A 21,124-nucleotide genomic window follows, 5' to 3' on the forward strand; every position below is an offset into this window, starting at 1 on the left:
CAGATGCCGGAGCTCGCCGACATCGTCGGCGCCGGCTTCGCCATCGACCGCGGACCCTTCTTCGACCGGCTCCGCGACTACCTGGACGCCGAAGCGCAGGCCGGCACCCTCGACTTCCGCTCGGCCGACGGACAGCCGCAGTCGGCATCCGCGGTGGCCGAACAGTTCCTCGGCATGATCTGCAGCCAGTTCCTGTGGCCCCAGCTCGTACGGACCGACTTCGTCCCGCCCAACCCCACCGACGCCGCGATCGTCGACGAAGCCGTCGCCCTCATGCTCACCCGCTACAGCACCGGATCCTGAACCCCGGCCCACCAGTCCACGCCGCCAGGAGCCCGACACTTCGCCGTGCCGGGACAGGTGCAGGCAGGGGTGACTCGACCGAAAACGTTCCGCGTCGATCGAAAGTACGGCACCGACAGAGTGCTCACTTTGACCTCGACCACACCTCAGGAGAGCCCATATGCGGTACCGCACCCTCGGCCGGACCGGCATCAAGGTCAGTCCCTACGCACTCGGCGCCATGATGTTCGGAGCCGTCGGCAACCGCGACCACGATGACTCGATCCGCATCATCCACAAGGCCCTGGACGCCGGGATCAACTTCGTCGACACCGCCGACGCCTACAGTCGCGGCGAGTCGGAGCAGATCATCGGAAAGGCCCTCAAGGGACGCCGCGACAACGTCGTCCTCGCGACCAAGCTGCATATGCCGATGGGTGACGATCCCAACCAACGGGGCAACTCGAGGCACTGGATCATCACCGCGGTCGAGCAGTCGCTGCGGCGTCTGGAGACCGACCACATAGACCTCTATCAGATCCATCGGCCGGACCCGGACACCGACATCGAGGAGACGCTTTCCGCGCTCTCGGACCTGATCCACAGCGGTAAGGTCCGCGCGATCGGCTCATCCACGATGCCCGCCTCCGACATCGTCGAAGCCCAGTGGGTGGCAGAGCGGCGCGGCCTGGAACGGTTCCGTACCGAACAACCGACCTACTCGATTCTCAACCGTGGCATCGAGACCGAGGTCCTGCCCGTCGCCCAGCGCTACGGCATGGGCGTCCTGGTCTGGAGCCCGCTCGCGAAGGGGATGCTCACCGGGCGGATCCGCAAGGGTCAGCAGACCGACCTGCGCCGCGCTGCCATCTTCACGAGCTTCAGGGACGAGCGTCGGCTCGACGCCGTCGAACAGATCGTCCCGCTCGCCGAAGAGCTGGGCCTGCCGACGACCCACCTCGCCATGGCGTTCGCGATCGCCCATCCCGGTGTGACCAGCGCGATCATCGGGCCCCGCACGATGGAGCAGCTCGACGACCTGCTCGCCGGCGTCGACGTCACGCTCACCGACGACATCCTTGACCGGATCGACAAGATCGTTCCACCCGGCGCCAACGTCGGCTCACCCGACCAGTCCGCCTATCTCCCTCCGGCCCTCCAGCACCCGGCCCTGCGCCGTCGGCCCGCCGGCGAGCGAGCCGCCGCCTGACCACCAGCCCGCGAGCGAGTAAGGAGTCCGGCCGGCACCAAGGGCATCACCACCCCCGCCCAGCTCGCGCCGGCCTGGCTGCTCGCCCAGGGCGAGGACGTCGCACCCATTCCCGGCACCCGCAGCACCAAGCGCCTTGAGGAGAACGCCGGGACCGTCGACGTCCAGCTCTCCGCCGCCGATCCGGCCCGCATCACCGAGATCCTTCCCCACCGCTCGGCAGGAAGCCGCTACCCCACTGCGATTCCCGACATCGACCTGCCGGCGGCTACCGCCGTCGCGAAGGAACTCGAAGAGAGGGCGCTGGCCATTCGCCTGGACGTCACAGACAAGGCCGAATGGACGGCGGCCCTGGCAGTGGTCGAGGACCGTTGGGGAGTGGTCACGGTCCTCGTGAACAACGCCGGCATCTTCCGTGGCGCGCCGTTGACCGAGCAGGACGTCGAGGGCTGGCGGCGCATCTTTGACATCAACCTCGTAGGCCACCTACTCGGCAGCCAGGCCGTGCGCCCGGAATGAAGCGGAACGGTGGAGGGGCGATCATCAACACCTCCTCAACCGCAGGCATGGGACCGGCACCGGGCCTGTCGGCATACGGCGCCAGCAAATGGGCCATTCGCAGACTCACCCGCACGGCAGCCGTTGAGCTCGCGGACGACAACATCCGAGTGAACGTCATTGTGCCAGGCATTGTCGCGACCCCGGCCGCGAAGGCGGCCGGGTTCCCGGGCGTTGTCCCGGACCAGACCAGGAACTCGGCACCAGTGATGTACCGGGCATCGGGAGAAGCGAGGAACACCGCCATCGCTGCGATGTCGCGCGGCTGACCAATGGCGGTGAAGGACGGTGGAGCCAATGCATAGTTGCAACTCGCATGGCAGAAGCCGCCCGATAAGAGTGCTCCCCAAACCCTCCCCGGCTAGAGGCCGCCTGAAAGCGTCTTCTCAGCGGGACGTCGAACAGCTCTTCCCGGTCCTCGACGAACTGGGCGTCGGCTTCGTCGCCTACGCACCGCTCGGGCCAAGGGGTCCTTTCCCTATGAGCGCCCGATGAGGTCGCGTGGTCTGGTGCCGTGCATCGCAAGGCGCCGGAGCGCCCTCGTGGCGGAGTCCACGTGGGCGTTTCGGCAACGCGGTGGCGGGGGCCCCTCCCGCGCGAGCGAAGCCGAGCGGTGCCAGGCCGCGCGACCCGGGCGGGCATAAAAGGACTCCTAAGGGACTACGGCCTGTCGAGGACTCCCGGGGTCTCATGCAGGACCACGCTCCGCTGCGGCGGAACCCGCTCCGTGCGGAGCGTGTTCACCGGTGCCGCCGGGTCGGCCATGCCGAAGGAGATGCCGAACAGCAGCTTGAGCTCCGAGGGGACCCCCAGGAACTCGCGGACGGTGTCGACGTAGACGCCGAGCACGGTCTGCGGGATGCCGGCCAGCCCCCGGGCCGCCAGGGAGAGCAGGAAGTTCTGCGCGTACATGCCGATGTCGCCGGCCGTCCGGACCCCGTCGCCGAGCGCCGGCATGAACAGGAAGGCGGCATGGGGGGCGCCGTAGACCTGCAGGTTCTCGCGGACCGCCGCCCTCCTGCCGCGCCGGTCCGAGCGCTCGACGCCCCGGGCCCGGTAGACACTCGCGCCCAGGGCTTTCGACCGCTCGAGGTAGACGCCCTCGCCGTAGCCATCGGTGAAATCCGGGGAGGTCCGTCCCTCCTCCTCTGCCCGGAGCAGCTCTGTGCCCAGGGCGTCCCGCGCCGCACCCGAGACGACGTGGACCGTCCACGGCTGGGTGTTGCTGTTCGAGGGGGCCGTCTGTGCGTCTTCCAGCACGCCGCGGATGTCCGAAGGGGACAGGGCGGTGGGCAGGAACCGCCGGGGGGAGCGCCGGGAGCGTGCGATGTCGGTGAAGGGGGATGCGGTGCCGGGCAAGGTGGATCCTCTCCATGGTGCGCAGTCGCTGCCACGGCGGCCGCCGCGCAGCGCTTTACGGCAGGCCGCGCAAGGAGGCAGTCGGCGTAAGGGCCGGATGCAGTGCCGGCAGGCTTGCGGATCCTCGCAGGCAGCGGCGCGCGGAGCTGTAGGCCGCAGCTTGGGAGACTGCGCGCTCTTCGTGTTCGTCTTTGGTGTCGGCGGCGTGCAGGCGCTGCCGCCCTCGTGCCGTTGCGTGCACCCGCCGAAGAGGCGAGAGCCCTTTCGGGTGACTCAGCGGTGGGCGGCGCGGTTCATCTCGACGACGTCCTCCAGGGTGGCCGTGGCCGGGAGGGTGGCGAGGCGTTCCGGCAAGCTGTCGCGGATGGCCGCGTCCTTGGCGCGGTCGGCCGCGGCCAGGGCCGTCGGCAGCTCGTCGAGGGTCAACTCGGTGCAGTAGGCGGGGCTGTTCGGCTGCTGACGCCAGGAGTCGGCCAGCGTTCCCGCGTCGTAGGGGTCGAAGCCGGTGTCGTCCACGAGCTGCATGGCCACACGCCGCGCCTCCTCGGAGTCGCCGGCAACGGGGATGGCGAGCCGGCCGGGCGTTCCGGCCAGAACGCCCCGGGTCCGCTGGGTCTCGGCCAGGGCGGCGTTCCACGCCTTGACCACCGGGCGCCCCAGTTGCTCGGCGTTCCACACGCTCTCCACCGCGCCGTTGTCCACGGCCTCGATCTGCCCATTGAGGTGCGGATAGTAGTTCGCGGTGTAAAACGGAGGCGGCATCCGGTCAAATCGACGGCCCGCCCGCGGAGCCCGGACAGCACGGCGGGCTTGCCTGTCCGGCCGCAGCGCGCAGAGCAGAAGGCGTACGGAAGCGGGTGCCCCGGTCCAGAGAACTTCCGGCGTCCTGGACCGTCAACCGCCCGCATCACCACCCCTCCTGATGGGGTGGCCGCGGGTCGCCCCGGGGACGCCCGTAGGGATGGACGCCGTATAGGCAGGACCGTGCAGCAGGGTCATCCGGTCCAGCCTGCACCACTGCAAGGTGCCTTCTCCGGCCCCATCCTGTGCCGAGCCTTGATCCGTCGCCCGTCCCAGGATGTCAGGGGGTGAGCTGCCGGTGCCCTATGACGGAGAGCAGTCCGAGTTTGCTGTGGCTCTCCGTGCCCGGGCGGGTGGTCAGCACCACCAGGGTCTGGGCGCGGTTCTCGGTGAACAGGACCTGGGCGTCGACGTCGATGCGGCCGAGTTCGGGATGAAGGACGGTCTTGCAGTCGTCGTAGCGTTGGGCGACCTCTTGAAGTTCCCACATGCGGACGAACTCGGGGCTGTGTTCCTGGAGTTCGGCGAGGATCCGGGCGGCTCGGGAGGTGTCGCTGCCGGCTGTCAGCGCGGCCCGCAAGCGAGCCGCCTGGGCACGGCCGTGGCGTTCGTGGCTCTCCTCGGGAACCATCAGCCGTTCGGCCGGGTCCATGAACCAGCGGTAGTAGCCGCTGCGGCCCAGACCGGTGTGGCGGGTCTGGTCGCCGAGCAGCGCCACGGCCAAGGGGTTCATCGCGAGAGTGTCGAACAGATCGGTCTGCACCATGGCCGGGGAGTCGTCCAGGCGGTCCAGGACCCGCATCAGCGGCGGGCTGACATGTTCGGAGCGGTGGAAGCGGGCCGGGGCGTTGTGGCCGATGAGGACGAAGAGATGGTCTCGCTCGTCCAGGGACAGCCGCAGCGCCCGGGCGAGAGCCGCGGTGATCTGGATGGAGGGCTGCGGAGCACGCTGCTGTTCCAGCCGGGCGTAGTAGTCGGTGGACATTCCGGCGAGCTGCGCGACCTCCTCGCGTCGCAGCCCCTGCGTACGCCTGCGCGGCCCTTCGACCAACCCGACGTCGCGGGGTCGCAGCGTCTCACGCCGGTAACGCAGGAATTCCGCCAGTTCCTTCTTGTCCATGCCCCCATCCTCGCCGTATCCCGGCCGGCTATCCAGAGACCGCCGATCCATGGCTGAGCACTCCTCTCCCACACGCGCGAAGCCGCTCATGGGTGAGGCCGACGCCGAGGGGCGCTCGCGGGGGGCGATCCAGTGGCCCCTTGACCTGCATGACCCGGTGGGAAATCCGCTGACCGTCGGCGGTGTGCCGTCGGCCGCGGGTAGGGACGACGGCCTGCGGCGGTCCCCCGCCGGCGACGCCCGCCGCTCCGGGAGCGCCCCCGGGTCTCGTCAGCCCAGCCTGGCCGAGACGACGATCTGCGCCGGTGCGGCCATGCACTCATGGGCGCCCGTCCGTGCTCAGGACCGAACCGGTCGTGACTCCCGTGCGACGACCGAGGCGAGGCGGCCCATTCGCGTCCGTCCAAGACGAGACCTGACAGAACCTGCGTGCGCTGTTGTCCCGCGTCGGTCCCTACAGGTCGGTCAGCTGCTGCTGATCATGGCGAGTACGTTGTCGTAGGAGCCGTTGGCCTGCGCGTCGCGGATGAACCTGGCACCCTCCACGACAATCTCCTTCGCGTCGGGCTTCTCGCGAAGCAGGTCGAGGGCCTGGGTGAGGAAGTCGTCCAACGGCATGGCGTGCTCGTTGTCCTCCTGACCCAGCAGGGTCGTGCGCACGCCCGGCGGGGCGACCTCGATCACCTGGACGCCGGCGTCAGCACCGGCGAGCTGGATGCGCAGGCTCTCGGAGAAGGAGTGCAGCGCGGCCTTGGTCGCGCTGTAGGTCGGGGTGCTCGGGTACGGTACGAACGCCAGCGCGGAGGTGACGTTCATGACGACCGCGTCGTCCTTACCCGCGATCAGGGGCAGGAAGGCGTACGTCATCCGGATAGTGCCGAGCAGATTGGTCGCGACGTGATCCTCGGCGATCGTGAGTTCGGCCGGGTCGAGGAGGTTCTCCCGGAGCATGATGCCCGCGTTGTTGACCAGGACGTTCAGCCCCGGGTGGCTCGCCGCCACCGTCTCACGGGCCCGGGCGATCGAGTCGGGGTCCGCGACGTCGAGGACGAGCCCGTCGATGCCCGGGTGCTCGGCCGTGATGTTGTCGAGGAGTTCCTTGCGCCGGCCGGCGACGACCACCTTGTTGCCGGCCTCGTGCAGGCGCAGGGCCAGGCCGAGGCCGATGCCCGAGGTTCCGCCGGTGATCAGGATCGTGTTGCCGGTCATCTTCATGGGGGTCGTGCTCCTTCGGTACGGCGGGCCGGTGAGCGCCCGCAGCCTCGACCGTAGGGGCGCCCGCGCAGGGGCGGGAGAGGAAGGTTCATCCATGGATCGGCGGTCCCTGGCTGAGCCGTAGAAGACGCCACAGTTGGTCAGCGCCTCCAGACCGGGCGCAGCGAGCGGCTGGCAGGAGACCTTGGTGGCCGGGACCACAGTCTGCGTGGTGGTACTGGCGGATCCGTCATTGGACCGCAGCATCCGCGCTGGACCCGGCAGCTCCAGCTTCCGCGAGCGCCACCGACAGCCCGTGGCCCGACCTGGTACGCCTGACCACCGGAAGCTTTCCTGTCCCTGTACCGGATACGCACTCGACAGAGGCACCTTGCAGGTCAGCGGCGCTTTCCGCCGTCAGGACGTCAGCTCACCCGTACCGCTGAAACAGCCGGGGTCAACCCAGGGGGGCGGCAACTGCGGACGGTCCTGCGGTTTTCCCTCCAGCCCGATGGTGGCGGCCCGGACGACGGTCGGCACCGTGGCTGCCGTTGTGGACCTCGCTGCACGGCATGCGGGCATGAGTACCGTCGGGTCGCCGATAAGTGCCTCGTTCTGACCTCCGCTCGACAAGCGGTGACGGGGGGCCTGGGCGTGGTGCGTTTCGGCTGGATGCGCTCGGGGACACGGTGGGCGGAGGTCGCGTCGCGTGCCGGTTCGGCAGTGAGCCAGCGTTCAATTCGTCCGCCCGCTCTGCCGTCCGGCTGAGACAGCGGACGGCAGAACTGTGCCTTCAGTTGGACCGCGCGGTTGCGAGTGCCTCGTCCAGAGCGGTGCGGATCTCGTCGGGCAGTTGTTCGCTGTGGACCCAGTCGACCAGGTGTTCGGAGATCTGCCGCAGTCTGATGTTGGTGTGCTGTGAGACCTCGCGGAGGACTTCGAAGCCCTGGTCGGGCCGGAGGGTGCCGAGGGTAATGACCACGCCGATCCCCTGGTCGATGACGGCGTGGGAGACGATGGCCTCCTGCAGCTGGCCGATCTCCTCCTGCAGATCGCTGATCTTGGTCAAGAGGCTTTCTCGTCCCGGGACCGTGTGCACTGTGGTCCGCACGGGTGTGCCGTTCAGCGGTTTGTCCATCGTGATCACATCCCAGACCTCGGGTTCTCCGCTCGGGTCGCTGATGCCGGAGCGGAACTGCAAGGACGACAGTCCGACTTCTACCCCGGAACGCCGGTTCTGTGCACCCTGTTTGCCTGGTGGTGGGGGTGATCAGTCGCGGTCCTCCGCACACACAGCCGACCCGCTCGCCGAGGTTGAACGGCAGGCTGAGGGAGCTGTCGTAGGGCTGCCGGGCTGCATGCCCTGCACCGCGAGGCGGCGAGACACAGAGGCGACGAGCGGGTTGGTCGACAGTGCAGCACCACCCCACCACGGTCGCTCCGTCGGTCCGTACGCACGGGGCGATGTGCGATCTCATTCGCCTGGTGGCCGTTCGGCGGTCATGGGCTCGGCTCGTAGGTGAGTTGCTTGACATGCCGCAAGGTCAGGGCGGTTTCCACGGCTTGCACGCCGTCGATGCCGCCGATCTTCTCGCTCAGGTATGTGTAGAGCTCGCCCGTGCTCGGGCTGGCGACGGTGGCGACGGTGGCGACGAGGTTGGCCTGGCCGGTGGTGGCGCCGGCGAAGCGAACCTCGTGGTGTTCTGCCAGTTTCCGTCCGGCGGCATCGAGTGCGGAGGGGGCGACGCTGAGCCAGAGCATCGCGCTGATGCCGTGTCCGAGTGACTCGCGGTCGTGCTGCACTCGAACTCCCGCCCGGCGACGAACCCCGCACCAGGGACCTCCAGGAACACCACCAACTCGTCTCCCTGATCGTGGACGGCCGCGCCGCCGAAGCCGCCCAGCTGATGCGAGGCCACATCACCCACGGCCTCACCGCCACCGCCATCAGCGCCCTCGAAGACCGCGAGGGCATTCGCGTGACGTGACACGCGGCGGCCGGCGCCGTCGTGATCATGGCTGTCGCTGACGAGATGGATCTTCGCACTCAGGCCGCCGCGGGAACGTCCGAGCGCGTGGTCATCGGGCCCAGCCCGAAATGGCGCCCCTTTTCCTGGCTCCGGCGGCGTGCTGGTGAGACCGGCAGACGGTGGAGTCCACCGACACGGTCCAACCGATGTCACCATCGGCCACTGCCAGGAGCGCAGCGACCATTCCAGACCGCTCACAAACGGCTGCTCAGGTGGGCTGTGGACGGCAAGGCGAGCCGGTGCGGTACTGCCACGCGATGGCCTCCAGGGTTCGACGAGGGTCGGCCCATCGCCGACCACGGACCGGATCGGTCGGCATCAGCGGCTCGCTCCGGTCCTACATCGCATCAGTGATCACCCACCGGACAGATACATCCGATCAACCGATGAGCAGGTCCAAGGAGACACGCTAGTCACCGGCCTCGGGACATCTTCTGACCGCTTGGTCCTACTGGCCCTGCGCCTCATCCGCACGTCGGAAACCGCCGAGACCGACACCGCGAACGCCGAACAGGACCTTCGCGGACTTGATGGCCAATCGAACGAGCGCCGTGACGCCCCATCAGAAGCAGCGTCAAACGAGCGTCAAGACATGCACCGCCCCTCACGAAGGCGGGGCAGAGCGCTCATCGCACGCACCCCGCTGTTCGAAGCAGCAGGTGAGGCATGTGGCGTGAGCCTGCGACGCACTCCACGCGATGGACTTTGGGAAAGAGATCGCGCGTACCCGCCACGCCTGGGTCATCCAGCAGAAGCCGCAGGTCAGAGCCGTTTCGAAGCAGGCTCCAAAATCGCCACGCACTCCACATGATGAGTCATCGGGAACATGTGCGGCCTGGGCCACTCCAGAGAACGCACAGGTCAGAGGCGGTTTTCCCGCCCGGTCCAGATCCCGTGAATGACTCCGTGCGTCATACGTGCGTCACCGCCGCAGACTTGCGTCAGAGACACGAGGACCACGACCACAACTATGGCCACAGCCCACTGGGAGCAACCGAGCCGCCCGTGGCGGCGCGAAACGCGGGCGCCCCGCCCACATTCCCTTCGGAATCGGCAGGCCGACGGAAGAAACCCGCTGATTGGGGTCGTGTCCCACTTCGTGGTTTAAGCGACCTTGCTCGACGAGTTCCGGTAACCGCGCGTCGGCCACGCCATGGGACATGGCTCCCGGGTCGCGCAGCGGCTGACCTGCCGTCAGCGCCATGCGCGGCCCCGAACCGCACCGATGCGGCGATGACCTGCGGATTCCGGCGCCTTGATCCGCTACACCACCTGGCGGGACGCCACCCTGATTGGCAGGCACTATTCAGGGGGCGTACGGAAAGGCAGGGGCACAGACACAGAGGGATGCGGCAGGCACCTAACCCGCCACAGGGGAGGAGGCATCACGATCCCGTCCCACCCGGTGCGCGTCGGCCCCACCTCCTCCACCCATACGATGCCTCTGCCCCTCCGACCGAGGATCCCGACGGCCACTTCGCTATCGCAATCCGGTCGCAGCGCTGCGGCACGCCGACGAACGGCATGCCTGCCTCGGCACGCGCACGGTGACGAGGCACTCGTGGAGGTGCACGCCTTCGTCAACCTGTCCGCCGTCCCGGCTCGGCATCGACGGCGTCGGCGTCGGCCTCGGCAGACATGCACGACGGTTTCCTCGCAGCCTGGGGCGAGCCCCAGAAAGGCCGGTTTCCGGGTCGAAGTACTGGCCGGGGAAGGGCAGCCGTCTCAAGATCGCCGTGCAGGTGAAGCAGTACGTGGTCGTCACCGGTTTCGCCGGACCACGCTCGCGGCGTCGGGTGCGGGGTCTGCCCCTCCGGGCAGGACGGTGGACCGCGAAGAGCTGGCCGGGCGTCGGCAGATCAGCCGCCGCGGCCCAATGTCCTCGGCGGCGATGTATTTCCTGGACGGAGCTGACGGAACCGCAGTAAAGCCGCCTTATAGGGCGACCTTATAAGGCACATCGGCATTGCGTCTTGGACGCGCTGCCCGGCCCGCTGCTGCAATCGGCCCTATGACGAACCCAGAACCACCGCACGACCCTCATCTCCGGTGACGGCATCGGGACCCGGGACCGAGGTCCTGCCGCCCGCCCGCTTCCTGCCCTTCGGCCGCGCCTAATGCAAGGCGAAGGAGAAGTCGTTCTGAGCCGATACCCACGGCGGTGACACGGCGCAGATTTCCGCCGCGTGATCGTGGGAAGTCCCCACCGCCCTGGCGTGTCGGCTCACGCGCCCCCTTGGCACACCCCACGAACACGCCCGCCTGAACATGCTCCGAGAGAAGGCCCGGCCTGCCATGACCGCCGTAGCTCACCGCAGCGAGCACGACCTGCTCGGCCCCCGCGACGTACCCGCCGAGGCGTACTGGGGCGTCCACACCCTGCGCGCCAGGGAGAACTTCCCCATCACGGGGACACCGATCGCCGCCTACCCGCATCTGATCGACGCTCTGGCCGCCGTGAAGGAGGCCGCCGCCCGGGCGAACGAGGAACTCGGCCTGCTGGAGCCGAGGAAGGCCGCTGCCATCGTGGAGGCGTGCCGGGAGATCCGTGACGGCAAGCTGCACGACCAGTTCGTCGTCGACGTCATCCAGGGCGGAGCCGGCACCTCGACCAACATGAACGCCAACGAGGTGATCGCCAACCGGGCGCTGGAGCTGCTGGGCCACGCCAGGGGGGAGTACGGATTCCTGCACCCGAATGAGGACGTCAACCTCGGTCAGTCCACCAACGACGTCTATCCGACCGCCGTCAAGATCGCGACGGTGTACGCGGTACGCGGGCTGCTGAAGGCGATGGCGGTGCTTCAGGACGCGTTCGCGGCCAAGGCGGTGGAGTTCCGTGACGTGCTGAAGATGGGTCGCACCCAGTTGCAGGACGCGGTGCCGATGACACTGGGGCAGGAGTTCTCGGCGTACGCGGTCATGCTGGAGGAGGACCGCAGCCGACTGGCGGAGGCGGTGGAGCTGATCCACGAGATCAACCTGGGCGCCACGGCGATCGGCACCGGCCTCAATTCGCCTGCCGGGTACGCCGAGTCGGTGCGGCGCCACTTGTCGCAGATCACCGGGCTTTCACTGGTGACCGCGGTCAACCTGGTGGAGGCGACCCAGGACTGCGGAGCGTTCGTGCAGATGTCCGGTGTGCTCAAGCGGATCGCGGTCAAGCTCTCCAAGAGCTGCAACGACCTGCGTCTTTTGTCGTCCGGGCCGCGCGCGGGTCTGAACGAGGTCAACCTGCCGCCGGTGCAGGCCGGATCCAGCATCATGCCCGGCAAGGTCAACCCGGTGATCCCCGAGGTCGTCAACCAGGTCGCCTTCGAGGTGATCGGCAACGACGTCACGATCACCATGGCCGCCGAGGCCGGGCAGCTCCAGCTGAACGCCTTCGAGCCGGTCATCCTGCACTCCCTCTCAAAGAGCATCACGCACCTTCAGCGCGCGTGCCTGACCCTGACCGAGCGGTGCGTCGCAGGGATCACGGCCAACACCGAGGTGCTACGGGCGGCGGTGGAGAACTCCATCGGCCTGGTCACCGCCCTCAACCCGTACATCGGCTACGAGGCGGCCACCGGCATCGCCAAGGAGGCCCTCGCCACTGGACGCGGCGTCGCCGAACTCGTACTGGACAAGGGCCTCCTCCCCGCCGACACCCTCGCCCAGCTGCTCCGTCCCGAGACCATCGCGGGGCCCGGTCAAGCCCTGGTGTGACGTGATCAGGCGCGACCTCGACTGACGTTCCCCCTCAACCACTCGTAACAGACCAGGAATTCGCCATGTCTCTACCCCGTCATGCCCAGACCGGGCCCGTCCCCGAGGCAGCGGTGCTGGAAGGGCTGCCTCCAGTCCACGAGGTGAGCGCCGCGGAAGTGGCCGCCCGCATATCCGGCGGCCCCCGTCTCGTCGTCCTCGACGACGATCCGACCGGCACCCAGACGGTCACCGACGTGCCCGTCCTGACGTCCTGGACGGTGGACGATCTGCGTTGGGCGCTGCGCCAGGACAGCACCGTCTTCTTCGTCCTCACCAACACCCGCAGCCTGTCCCCCGAGGACGCCGCCGCCCGCAACCGCGAGGTGGTGCGCGCCCTGCGCACGGCGTCGGCGGCCGAGGGCACCGGCTATGTGCTGGCCAGCCGCGGGGACTCCACGCTTCGCGGCCACTTCCCGCTGGAGACCGACGTCCTGACCGAGGAACTCGGCACGGTCGACGGGGTCGTGCTGGTCCCCGCCTACATTGAGGCAGGCCGCTTGACCGTAAACTCCCACCACTGGATGCGCACCGCCGACGGCCTGCTCCCGGTCGGCGAGAGCGAGTTCGCCCGCGACACCACCTTCGGCTACCGCAGCTCGTCGCTGCCCGAGTGGGTCGAGGAGAAGACGGGCGGACGCATCCCCGCGGACGAGGTTCTGCGCGTCACCCTCGACGACCTGCGCGGCGGCGGCCCGGCGCACACGGCGCGGCTGCTGTCCTCGCTGCGCGGCGGGCGCACTGCCGTGGTCGACGCGGTGTGCGACGACGATCTGCGGGTGCTGGCCCTGGCCCTCGCACAGGCGGAGGAGAACGGCACGCGACTGCTGTACCGGGTCGGGCCGTCCTTCGTCAGGGCCCGCGCCGGACAGGCTGCGCAGGCACCGCTCACCCCAGCCGAACTGCATCCGCTGCGCGGGGACGCACCGCACGGTCTCATCGTCGTGGGGTCTCATGTCGCGCTGACCACACGGCAGTTGGACCGGCTGAGGGAGCGAGGCGGGATCGCCGAGTACGTGCTGGATGTGGCCCTGCTGCTCGACGAGGAGCGGCGTGACGCCCACATCGCCGAGGTCGCGGCCGCGGCCGCCGGCGCTCTGGACTCGGCGGACGCCGTGATCCGTACCTCTCGCGTGCTGGTGACGGGTGACGACGCGGACGACAGTCTCGCGATCTCGCGCCGGGTCTCCGCCGCGCTCGTCGAGGCCGTACGGCAGGTCAACGCCACCGGGCGGCCCGCCTTCGTCGTCGCCAAAGGCGGGATCACCTCCAGCGACACCGCCACCCACGGCCTTGAGATCCGCCGTGCCTGGGCCCGGGGCACCCTACTGCCGGGCATCGTCTCGCTCTGGGAGCCCGCGGACGGCCCGGCCGCGGGCATCCCCTACATCGTCTTCGCCGGGAACGTCGGGGGCGCCGACGCCCTGGCCGACGCCCTCGACCTGCTCAGGAGTGCCTGATGCTGCTGCACGGAACCGATGCCCTCAAGGAGGCGGTGGCCGCCGGTCACGCCCTGCCTGGCTTCGTCGCCTACAACCTGGAGACGGTCCAGGGCATCACGGCCGCCGCTGAGGCCGCCGGACGGCCGGTCGTCATCCAGGCGGGCTCCAGTCCCTTCAAGCACGCCGGGCGCGAGGCCCTGATGCGGCTGGCGCTGCACGCGGCCGGACACTCCGCCGCCCGCCTCGGTGTGCACCTCGATCACAGCCGGGACCTGGAGGAGATCACCGACTGCCTGGAGGCGGGCTACACCTCTGTCATGGTCGACGGCTCCCATCTGCCGTTCGCCGAGAACATCGCGTTGACGCAGGAGGCGGTCCGGCGGGCTCGTGCCCACGGTGCCTGGGTGGAGGCCGAGCTCGGTGCCCTGCCGGGCGACGAGGACGTCTCCACCGACGCCGTCGCGCAGGCCGCGGCGATGACCGATCCACAGCAGGCGGCCGAATTCGTGGCCGCGACGGGCGTGGACGCGCTCGCCGTCGCCGTCGGCAACGTCCACGGCTTCACCAAGCACCCGGTCCGCCTGGACCTGGAGCGGCTGGCCGCGATCCACGAGGCCGTAAACGTCCCTCTCGTCCTGCACGGCGCCAGCGGTCTGCCCGTCGAGGAGCTGCACGGCGCTCTCGCCCGAGGCGTCGCCAAGGTCAACGTCAACGCCGAGCTGCGCCGCGCCTATCTGGAGGCCACCCACGTGACCCTCCCGTCCGCGTTGCCCGGCTCCGACGTCGTCTCCCTGTGGGCGGCGGGCCGCGACGCGGTCCGGGACGCAGCCCTGGATGTCATCGGCCGCCTGAGCCCCCACGCCGAAGGGCAAAACGCCTGACCTGAACTCAGCCCCGCCGACCTGGACCGCACCACTTCGTCTCGTGCTCTCGTGCCCTCACCGGCACGCGGCCCGATACCTCACCCTGTTGGAGACACCATGTCCACCACTGCCTCGATCGCCGTGCTGCACACCAGCCTGCTGTTCATCAACCCCAATTCGGTCATCAACGAACACCTCGCGGAACTCGCGCCGGACGCCCACGTCCTGCACTTCGTCGACAGCGACGTGCTCGCAGCCGTGGTGCGCGACGGTGAGGTCTCACCTGCCAGCACCCAGCGCATGGTGCACCTGGCCCAGGCGGCGGAGGCCGCGGGCGCCGACGTCATCTTCTCCGCCTGCTCCTCGGTCGGTCCGGCCATCGACGTGGCCCGGCGTCTGGTCTCCGTCCCGATCGTCAAGATCGACGATGCGATGACCGCGTCAGCGGTCGAGACCGCTGACGCCGTCGGCGTCCTGGCCACGGTCCCCACGACGCTGCCGCCGACCCGTTCCCTCGTCGAGGAGAAGGCCCGGGCGGCCGGTCGCGATGTCACCGTCCGGGAGCGGCTCTGCGAGGGCGCCTTCTCGGTGCTGATGTCCGGTGACCGCGACCACCACGACGCGATGGTGCTGCACGGGGCACGGGCGCTGGCCACCGAGGTCGACGTGATCGTGCTGGCACAGGCGTCCATGGCACGGCTGGCTCCCGCGACCGCCGAAGCCGTCGGCAAGCCCGTGCTCTCCAGCCCGCGCAGCGGAGCGGAGGACACGGTGCGTGTGCTGAACGCGCAGGCGGCTGAACCTGTCCGTGCCACGGCAAGGGCCTTCGAGACCATGGAATGACAGGGAGATTGCGGAGCCAGATGATCGCACCGCATCACTGCGGTCCGGCTTTGATGACGCACGGATGGCCGCCTGGTCGGCCCGCTCCGGGATCAACGCCCAGATCTTCCGTCTACGCAGGTAAGCACGGCCAAAACACAGGAGCCAGCATGCCGAGGTTCGCAGCGAACCTGTCCATGATGTACACCGAGCACGATTTCCTCGACCGCTTCGCCGCGGCCTCGGCCGACGGCTTCCAGGCCGTCGAGTACCTCTTCCCCTATGCGTACGACGCCGCCGAGCTGCGCCGCCGGCTCGATGACCACGGGCTGGAGCAGGTGCTCTTCAACGCCCCTCCCGGAGCGTGGGAGTCCGGGGAGCGCGGGATGGCAGCACTGCCCGGGCGAGAGGCGGAGGTGCGTTCCGGGGTCGACCGGGCGCTGGAGTACGCAGCGGTGTTGGGCTGCCCGCGGGTGCACCTCATGGCCGGACTGGTCCGGCCTGCCGCGACACCAGCCGAGCGTGCCAAGCACCGCGCCACCTACCTGACCAACCTGGCCTGGGCCGCGGAACGGGCCGCCGCGGCGGGCGTCGACATCCTGATCGAGCCGATCAACGGCCGTGACATGCCCGGCTACTTCCTGAGTACCCAGGCCGAGGCCCACGCCGTGGTGCAGGAGGTGAGAGCCTCGCATCTGAAGGTGCAGCTCGACCTCTACCACTGCCAGATCGTCGAGGGCGACCTCACCGCGACCCTGCGCCGCGACCTGCCGACCGGCCGGGTCGGTCATCTGCAGATCGCGGGCGTGCCCGACCGGGGCGAGCCCGACCGGGGTGAGCTCAACGTCCGCCATCTGTTCGACGTGGTCGACGAGCTGGGCTTCGACGGGTGGATCGGCTGCGAGTACCGCCCCCGAGCCGGCACGAGCGAGGGTCTCCGCTGGCTCCACGAGTACTGGAGCCGGCGAGGGAAAAACGCATGAGCACCTGATGCTCGCAGACCCGTCCGTGCCGCTGCATGCGCCCGTGGCGACCGATCCGCTCCTGGCCATGAAGGCCCCTCTGGCCTTTCGCCTGACACAACGTCCGAACATCGTGCCCGCGACGGACAGATCACGCGTGGGCTCCGTGCGGGGCGTCAGAAATACTCGATGGGCCGGGGCAGTCGCACGCTCCACACCGCCGGTGCAGGCCGCCGCCCATCAGGTCGCCTTCGATGCCGATCGTCCGGCACGCCCGTGGCGGCAGCCGTCAGGCCCTGCTCCGAGAAGCGCGATGAGTCTGGTCGAACTCGGCCCGGTGACGCCTGGTATGTCCGCTCCGGATTTTCGTCGTTGTCACATCCAGTAGAGGAAAAGAAATGTCGCTCCTGAAGACCATCGATCCCAACCCCTCCTTCGCGCCCCAGGAGTCCGGCCCGCTGCCGGAACGCCTGATTTCCGGCAACCCGACCTACAAGACCTGGGCCCAGGACGCCGCCCGCGGGGAAACGATCAAGACGGGCGTCTGGGAAGCCACACCCGGCGAGACGCACTCGATCAAGGGCGAGCTCTTCGAGTTCTGCCACATCCTTTCCGGCGTCATCGAACTCACGCCGGAAGGCGGCGAGCCGATGATCTACAAGGCAGGCGACAGCTTTGTCATGAAGCCGGGCTACGTCGGTGTCTGGAAGACCATCGAAACCGTGCGCAAGATCTACCTGACCGTTTCATAAACCTGGCTCGGCGAAGCGATGGGACCGGGCGGCTACCGCCCGGTCCGCAAGTCGGAGAGAGAAAAGGCGAGTAGCACGCGCCCCGACCGGTGACTCCTACCGGTCGGGGCGCGTGCTACTCGCCTTCAGGCTGGGGGCGTTTCGTCGACCACGTATCCGCGCTGCTTGTCCACCAGGTTGCGCAGCGGCCGGCCCTCGGTGTGCCGGGCGAAGTTGTCGAGGAACATCTCGACGAGCTCCTCCCGCTCGCTGGTGGTCTCGCCCGCCGTGTGCGGGGAGATCATCACGCCAGGCATGTCCCACAGGGGGGACTCGGCAGGCGGCGGTTCCTGGGCGAACACGTCCAGAGCCGCGCCGGCGAGCCGTCCGGCGGCGAGGTGATCGACCAGCGCCTCCTCGTCGACGAGTCCGCCCCGGCCTACGTTGATCAGCCGCGCCCCCGGCTTCATGGCGGCGAGCGCGGAGGCGTCGACCATGCCCCGGGTGTCCTGGGTGAGCGGGGCGGCCAGGACGACGTAGTCCGCTTCTGCCAGGGCGGAGCGCAGGGTCGACGTACCGTGGACCGTGCCGAAGTCGGGGGTGTCCGTGCGGGACGTGCGGCCGGCACCGCTCACCCGCATCCCGACGGCGCACAGCAGCCGGGCGATGGCCCGGCCGGTCGGACCCGTCCCCCAGACCAGCGCGGCGCGTCCGGTGATGCCTTCGCTGGGGCGCGGACGCCACTCGCGGCGCCGCTGGTGCTCCCAGGTACCGGGGAAGTCCTTGGCGAGCGCGAGGATCATGCCGAGGACGTACTCGGCGGTCGGCTGTTCGTAGACCCCGCGGGCGTTGGTCAGGACAACCTGCGGATCGTCCACGAGAGCGGGGAACAGGAAGGAGTCCACGCCCGCTGACGCCGCGTGGACCCAGCGGGGTGCCTTCTCCGGATCGTCGGGCCAGGCCTCGCGGATGGCCGGGGTGCTGGTCACCCAGGCCAGGAGGACGTCGGCGCCGGGGAGGAGGTAGGGCAGTTCCTCCTCGGTCGCGTAGACAGTGTCCGCGAGGCTTTCGATGCGGTCGGTGCCGGGGGGCCGGTTGCCGCGGTAGAGGACGACGAGTCGCTCGCCCATGTCAGGCTCCGACGGGGACGGCCATGTACTTGTACTCCAGGAACTCGTCGATGCCGACGAGTCCGCCTTCGCGGCCCAGGCCGGACTGCTTGACGCCGCCGAAGGGCGCGGCGGGGTTGGAGACCAGTCCGGTGTTGATGCCGATCATGCCGCTTTCGAGGCGTTCAGCGACACGCAGGGCACGGTGGAGGTTCTGGGTGAACAGGTAGGCGGCCAGACCGAATTCGGTGTCGTTGGCGGCGGCGACGGCCTCATCCTCGGTCTCGAAGGCGCGGATCGCGGCGACGGGGCCGAAGATCTCGGTGTCGATGATCGCGGAGTCGGGGGCGATGCCGGTGAGGACGGTGGGCGGGTAGAAGCAGCCCGGCCCTTCGGGGAGTTCACCGCCGGTCAGGGCGGTGGCACCGCGCTTGACGGCGTCCCGCACCAGGTCGTGGGCCTTGCTGCGGCCGGCGAGGTCGATGAGGGGGCCGACGTCGGTGCCGGGTTCGGTGCCGGGCCCGACGGTGAGGGCGGCCATGCGGGCTGCGAGGCGGGAGGAGAACTCCTCAGCGACGGAAGCCTGGACGAAGATGCGGTTGGCCGCGCAGCAGGACTCGCCCATGTTGCGCATCTTGGCGACCATGGTGCCCTCGACGGCCACGTCGAGGTCGGCGTCGTCGAAGACGATGAGGGGGGCGTTGCCGCCCAGTTCCATGGATGTGCGGATGACGGTGTCGGCGCACTGGGCCAGCAGGATCCGCCCGACCTGGGTGGAGCCGGTGAAGGAGAGCTTGCGGATCTTCCCGCCGCGCAGGAGGGGTTCGACGACGCCGGCGGCGTCGGTGGTGGTGACGATGTTCAGCACCCCGGCCGGCAGACCCGCTTCGGTGAGGATCTCCGCCAGGGCGAGGCTGGTCAGGGGGGTCTGGGGGGCGGGTTTGAGGACGATGGTGCAGCCGGCTGCGACGGCGGGGCCGATCTTGCGGGTGCCCATCGCCAGGGGGAAGTTCCAGGGAGTGATGAGCAGGCAGGGGCCGACGGGCTGACGGGCGACCAGCAGACGGTTCCTGCCGTCGGGGGCGGTCATCATGCCGCCGTCGATACGCACGGCTTCCTCGGAGAACCAGCGGAAGAACTCCGCGCCGTAGGCGACCTCGGCACGCGCCTCGGCCAGGGGCTTGCCCATCTCCAGGGTCATCAGCAGCGCGAGGTCCTCGGTGCGCGCGATGATGATGTCGTAGGCGCGGCGCAGGATCTCGCTGCGCACGCGCGGCGGGGTAGCGGCCCAGGCGGCCTGCGCGGCGACCGCCGCCTCGACCGCACGACGGCCGTCGGCGGGTGAGGCGTCGGCGACCTGGCACAGTTCCTCGCCGGTTGCCGGATTGTCGACGGACACGGTCCGGCCGGACTCGGCGTCCTGCCAATCGCCGCCGATGAACAGCTGCTTGGGAACATCACGGACGACAGTCATCGTGGGTATCTCCTTGTGGGTGTAGAGAGGCTGCCGACCGGTCAGCGGATGCGGTCGAGCGTCTTGTAGTAGGCGCCTGCGAAGGGCAGGAACCAGGCGGTGCCGTTGTAGAGGGGGATGCGGGGCGGGGCGATGTCGCGGACGGGGTTGACCTCGGGGTGGCCGTCCAGCACCTCGGCCATGACGTGCCCCATGTGGGTGGCCATCTGTACGCCGTGGCCGGCGTATCCCATGGAGTAGTGGACGCCGTCCTCGGTCTGCCCGGCGTGCACGATGCGGTCCATGGCGAAGCCGACGGAGCCGCCCCACACATACTCGATCTTGGTACGGGAGAGCTGGGGGAAGATCTCGCACATCTCACGGAACAGGACGGCCCCGCTCTTCTTGTCCGAGGTGGGGTCGGACGGTGCGAAGCGGGCGCGGCCGCCGAACAGCAGCCGGTTGTCCGGGGTGAGCCGGAAGTAGTGGCAGACCTTGTTCGAGTCGACGATGAGGCGGGCCTTGGGGATGATGTCCCCGGCGAGCTCCTCGCCCAGCGGCTCGGTGACGATGATGAAGCTGCCCACGCAGACCTGCTGGCGACGCAGCCAGGGGAAGTTCTTGTCGGTGTAGGCGTCGGTGGCCATCATGACCTGCCCGGCACGGATGACACCGCGCTCGGTGCTGACCTCGAACCGGCCGGCGGCGGTACGCCGCACGCCGATAGCAGCGTTGCGCTCGTGGATCTCTACACCGGCGCGCTCGCACGCCTCGGCCAAACCGCGCACGAAGCGGCCGACGTGCAGGGCCGCGCTGAACGGGTCGAGCAGGCCGCCGTGGTAGGCGTCGGATCCGATCTCGGACCGCAGCTCGGCCTTGCCGATCAGAGTGGTCTCGTGTCCGAAGTGCTTGGCCAGGGCGCGCTGTTGGGCCTTCTTGGCTTCGAAGTGGGCGGGGCGGGAGGCTACGCCCAGGCGTCCGACGCGGCGGAACTGGCAGTCGATGGACTCCTCGTTCACGAGCCGCTCGACGGTGTCGACGGCCTCGCCGTAGGAGTTGTAGATCTCGCGGGCCCGCTCCAGTCCGTACCGGCGGATGGCCTGGCCCACGCCGATGGTGAAGCCCAGGTTGGCCATCCCGCCGTTGCGGGCGGAGGCACCGGAGCCGATCTGGCCCTTTTCGACGAGGGTGACGCGGGCGCCCTTGCGGGCGGAGTGCAGGGCGGTGGACAGACCCGTCAGGCCGGCGCCGATGACCACCAGGTCGGTGTCCTCGGTCAGCGGCTTGCCGGATCGGTCGGGAAACGCCCCGGCGGTTTCTATCCAGTAGGGAATCGTCTTCATGTCGGGTCCTTAGCGGGGAGTTTCGAAGGGGGGCGGGGCGCGGCCGGGCACCACCAGGAGCCCGGCCGACGGCGACGTCAGCGACGGTCGGATCGACG

At 69.2% G+C, this 21,124-nt stretch carries 18 protein-coding genes and 2 pseudogenes; 10 read left to right on the forward strand and 10 right to left on the reverse strand.

Features of this window, described 5'->3' with window-relative positions:
• The 3 genes and pseudogenes from AB0D34_RS11710 to AB0D34_RS11720 form a co-directional block, all read left to right on the forward strand.
• Nucleotides 1–303, forward strand: a 303-nt coding sequence (locus tag AB0D34_RS11710; protein WP_362660151.1) for a TetR/AcrR family transcriptional regulator C-terminal domain-containing protein, incomplete at its 5' end; no start/stop codon positions are given.
• Between the two features lie 160 nt (nucleotides 304–463).
• Entirely contained in the window at nucleotides 464–1,492 is a 1,029-nt protein-coding gene (locus AB0D34_RS11715; protein ID WP_362660154.1) for an aldo/keto reductase, read from the forward strand.
• 24 nt (nucleotides 1,493–1,516) lie between these two features.
• Nucleotides 1,517–2,205, forward strand: a pseudogene (locus AB0D34_RS11720) (SDR family NAD(P)-dependent oxidoreductase); the annotation flags it as partial.
• Between the two features lie 505 nt (nucleotides 2,206–2,710).
• On the opposite strand, the gene AB0D34_RS11725 reads toward AB0D34_RS11720, so the two are convergent.
• The 6 genes from AB0D34_RS11725 to AB0D34_RS11750 all read right to left on the reverse strand — a co-directional run bounded on the left by AB0D34_RS11725 (nucleotide 2,711) and on the right by AB0D34_RS11750 (nucleotide 8,327).
• Nucleotides 2,711–3,409, reverse strand: coding sequence for a nitroreductase (locus tag AB0D34_RS11725; RefSeq protein WP_362660157.1), 699 nt, complete (start codon nucleotides 3,407–3,409; stop codon nucleotides 2,711–2,713).
• Nucleotides 3,410–3,682: 273 nt separating this feature from the next.
• A complete protein-coding gene (locus tag AB0D34_RS11730) occupies nucleotides 3,683–4,171 on the reverse strand; it encodes a hypothetical protein (RefSeq protein ID WP_362660160.1) in 489 nt (162 codons plus the stop codon).
• A 319-nt stretch (nucleotides 4,172–4,490) separates the two neighbouring features.
• Entirely contained in the window at nucleotides 4,491–5,330 is an 840-nt protein-coding gene (locus tag AB0D34_RS11735; protein WP_362660163.1) for a helix-turn-helix transcriptional regulator, read from the reverse strand.
• A gap of 465 nt (nucleotides 5,331–5,795) precedes the next feature.
• Nucleotides 5,796–6,545, reverse strand: a complete 750-nt coding sequence (locus AB0D34_RS11740) for an SDR family NAD(P)-dependent oxidoreductase (RefSeq protein ID WP_362660165.1) — start codon at nucleotides 6,543–6,545, stop codon at nucleotides 5,796–5,798.
• A 772-nt stretch (nucleotides 6,546–7,317) separates the two neighbouring features.
• On the reverse strand, nucleotides 7,318–7,593 hold the full coding sequence (locus AB0D34_RS11745; protein WP_362660168.1) for an ANTAR domain-containing protein: 276 nt from the start codon (nucleotides 7,591–7,593) through the stop codon (nucleotides 7,318–7,320).
• A gap of 431 nt (nucleotides 7,594–8,024) precedes the next feature.
• Nucleotides 8,025–8,327 carry an Lrp/AsnC ligand binding domain-containing protein gene (locus AB0D34_RS11750; RefSeq protein ID WP_362660170.1) on the reverse strand — a complete coding sequence of 101 codons (303 nt, stop codon included), beginning with the start codon at nucleotides 8,325–8,327 and terminating at the stop codon, nucleotides 8,025–8,027.
• Between AB0D34_RS11750 and AB0D34_RS11755 the strand changes: the two genes are divergently transcribed.
• Nucleotides 8,306–8,512 (forward strand): hypothetical protein, encoded by a 207-nt coding sequence (locus tag AB0D34_RS11755; protein ID WP_362660173.1) that lies wholly within the window; start codon nucleotides 8,306–8,308, stop codon nucleotides 8,510–8,512. The genes AB0D34_RS11750 and AB0D34_RS11755 overlap by 22 nt on opposite strands.
• 30 nt (nucleotides 8,513–8,542) lie before the next feature.
• Here AB0D34_RS11755 and AB0D34_RS11760 read toward each other — a convergent pair.
• Nucleotides 8,543–8,873 (reverse strand): annotated as a pseudogene (locus AB0D34_RS11760) (IS5/IS1182 family transposase); the annotation flags it as partial.
• Nucleotides 8,874–10,849: 1,976 nt separating this feature from the next.
• Here AB0D34_RS11760 and aspA point away from each other — a divergent pair.
• The 6 genes from aspA to AB0D34_RS11790 all read left to right on the forward strand — a co-directional run bounded on the left by aspA (nucleotide 10,850) and on the right by AB0D34_RS11790 (nucleotide 17,142).
• A complete protein-coding gene (gene aspA / locus AB0D34_RS11765; RefSeq protein ID WP_362660176.1) occupies nucleotides 10,850–12,262 on the forward strand; it encodes an aspartate ammonia-lyase in 1,413 nt (470 codons plus the stop codon).
• A 65-nt stretch (nucleotides 12,263–12,327) separates the two neighbouring features.
• Complete coding sequence (locus AB0D34_RS11770; protein WP_362660178.1) at nucleotides 12,328–13,761, forward strand: four-carbon acid sugar kinase family protein; 1,434 nt, start codon at nucleotides 12,328–12,330, stop codon at nucleotides 13,759–13,761.
• Nucleotides 13,761–14,624: a class II fructose-bisphosphate aldolase gene (locus AB0D34_RS11775; protein ID WP_362660181.1), complete on the forward strand. Its 864-nt coding sequence runs from the start codon at nucleotides 13,761–13,763 to the stop codon at nucleotides 14,622–14,624. The genes AB0D34_RS11770 and AB0D34_RS11775 overlap by 1 nt, the downstream gene beginning before the upstream one ends.
• 99 nt (nucleotides 14,625–14,723) lie before the next feature.
• On the forward strand, nucleotides 14,724–15,449 hold the full coding sequence (locus AB0D34_RS11780; protein WP_362660184.1) for an aspartate/glutamate racemase family protein: 726 nt from the start codon (nucleotides 14,724–14,726) through the stop codon (nucleotides 15,447–15,449).
• 149 nt (nucleotides 15,450–15,598) lie between these two features.
• Nucleotides 15,599–16,411: a 2-oxo-tetronate isomerase gene (gene otnI, locus AB0D34_RS11785; RefSeq protein WP_362660187.1), complete on the forward strand. Its 813-nt coding sequence runs from the start codon at nucleotides 15,599–15,601 to the stop codon at nucleotides 16,409–16,411.
• A gap of 377 nt (nucleotides 16,412–16,788) precedes the next feature.
• The gene (locus AB0D34_RS11790) at nucleotides 16,789–17,142 is read left to right on the forward strand and encodes a cupin domain-containing protein (RefSeq protein ID WP_362660190.1); all 354 of its coding nucleotides are present in this window, start codon (nucleotides 16,789–16,791) and stop codon (nucleotides 17,140–17,142) included.
• 125 nt (nucleotides 17,143–17,267) lie between these two features.
• Here the strand turns inward: AB0D34_RS11790 and AB0D34_RS11795 are convergent, their stop codons facing one another.
• Genes AB0D34_RS11795 through AB0D34_RS11805 form a run of 3 tightly spaced genes read right to left on the reverse strand, consistent with a single transcriptional unit; the run spans nucleotide 17,268 to nucleotide 21,026 of the window.
• Complete coding sequence (locus AB0D34_RS11795; RefSeq protein WP_362660192.1) at nucleotides 17,268–18,251, reverse strand: D-2-hydroxyacid dehydrogenase; 984 nt, start codon at nucleotides 18,249–18,251, stop codon at nucleotides 17,268–17,270.
• Between the two features lies 1 nt (nucleotide 18,252).
• Nucleotides 18,253–19,704 (reverse strand): NAD-dependent succinate-semialdehyde dehydrogenase, encoded by a 1,452-nt coding sequence (locus tag AB0D34_RS11800; RefSeq protein ID WP_362660195.1) that lies wholly within the window; start codon nucleotides 19,702–19,704, stop codon nucleotides 18,253–18,255.
• A 41-nt stretch (nucleotides 19,705–19,745) separates the two neighbouring features.
• Nucleotides 19,746–21,026 (reverse strand): FAD-binding oxidoreductase, encoded by a 1,281-nt coding sequence (locus tag AB0D34_RS11805; RefSeq protein WP_362660198.1) that lies wholly within the window; start codon nucleotides 21,024–21,026, stop codon nucleotides 19,746–19,748.
• Nucleotides 21,027–21,124 lie beyond the last annotated feature (98 nt).

This window comes from Streptomyces sp. NPDC048420 (assembly GCF_040651535.1).
Classification (GTDB): Bacteria; Actinomycetota; Actinomycetes; order Streptomycetales; family Streptomycetaceae; genus Streptomyces.

Coding starts and splice junctions, on each gene's coding strand:
- AB0D34_RS11715 (WP_362660154.1), top strand. CDS start 464: ATGCGGTACCGCACCCTCGGCCGGACCGGCATCAAGGTCAGTCCCTAC.
- AB0D34_RS11730 (WP_362660160.1), bottom strand. CDS start 4,171: ATGCCGCCTCCGTTTTACACCGCGAACTACTATCCGCACCTCAATGGG.
- AB0D34_RS11735 (WP_362660163.1), bottom strand. CDS start 5,330: ATGGACAAGAAGGAACTGGCGGAATTCCTGCGTTACCGGCGTGAGACG.
- AB0D34_RS11740 (WP_362660165.1), bottom strand. CDS start 6,545: ATGAAGATGACCGGCAACACGATCCTGATCACCGGCGGAACCTCGGGC.
- aspA (WP_362660176.1), top strand. CDS start 10,850: ATGACCGCCGTAGCTCACCGCAGCGAGCACGACCTGCTCGGCCCCCGC.
- AB0D34_RS11770 (WP_362660178.1), top strand. CDS start 12,328: ATGTCTCTACCCCGTCATGCCCAGACCGGGCCCGTCCCCGAGGCAGCG.
- AB0D34_RS11775 (WP_362660181.1), top strand. CDS start 13,761: ATGCTGCTGCACGGAACCGATGCCCTCAAGGAGGCGGTGGCCGCCGGT.
- AB0D34_RS11780 (WP_362660184.1), top strand. CDS start 14,724: ATGTCCACCACTGCCTCGATCGCCGTGCTGCACACCAGCCTGCTGTTC.
- otnI (WP_362660187.1), top strand. CDS start 15,599: ATGCCGAGGTTCGCAGCGAACCTGTCCATGATGTACACCGAGCACGAT.
- AB0D34_RS11790 (WP_362660190.1), top strand. CDS start 16,789: ATGTCGCTCCTGAAGACCATCGATCCCAACCCCTCCTTCGCGCCCCAG.
- AB0D34_RS11795 (WP_362660192.1), bottom strand. CDS start 18,251: ATGGGCGAGCGACTCGTCGTCCTCTACCGCGGCAACCGGCCCCCCGGC.
- AB0D34_RS11800 (WP_362660195.1), bottom strand. CDS start 19,704: ATGACTGTCGTCCGTGATGTTCCCAAGCAGCTGTTCATCGGCGGCGAT.
- AB0D34_RS11805 (WP_362660198.1), bottom strand. CDS start 21,026: ATGAAGACGATTCCCTACTGGATAGAAACCGCCGGGGCGTTTCCCGAC.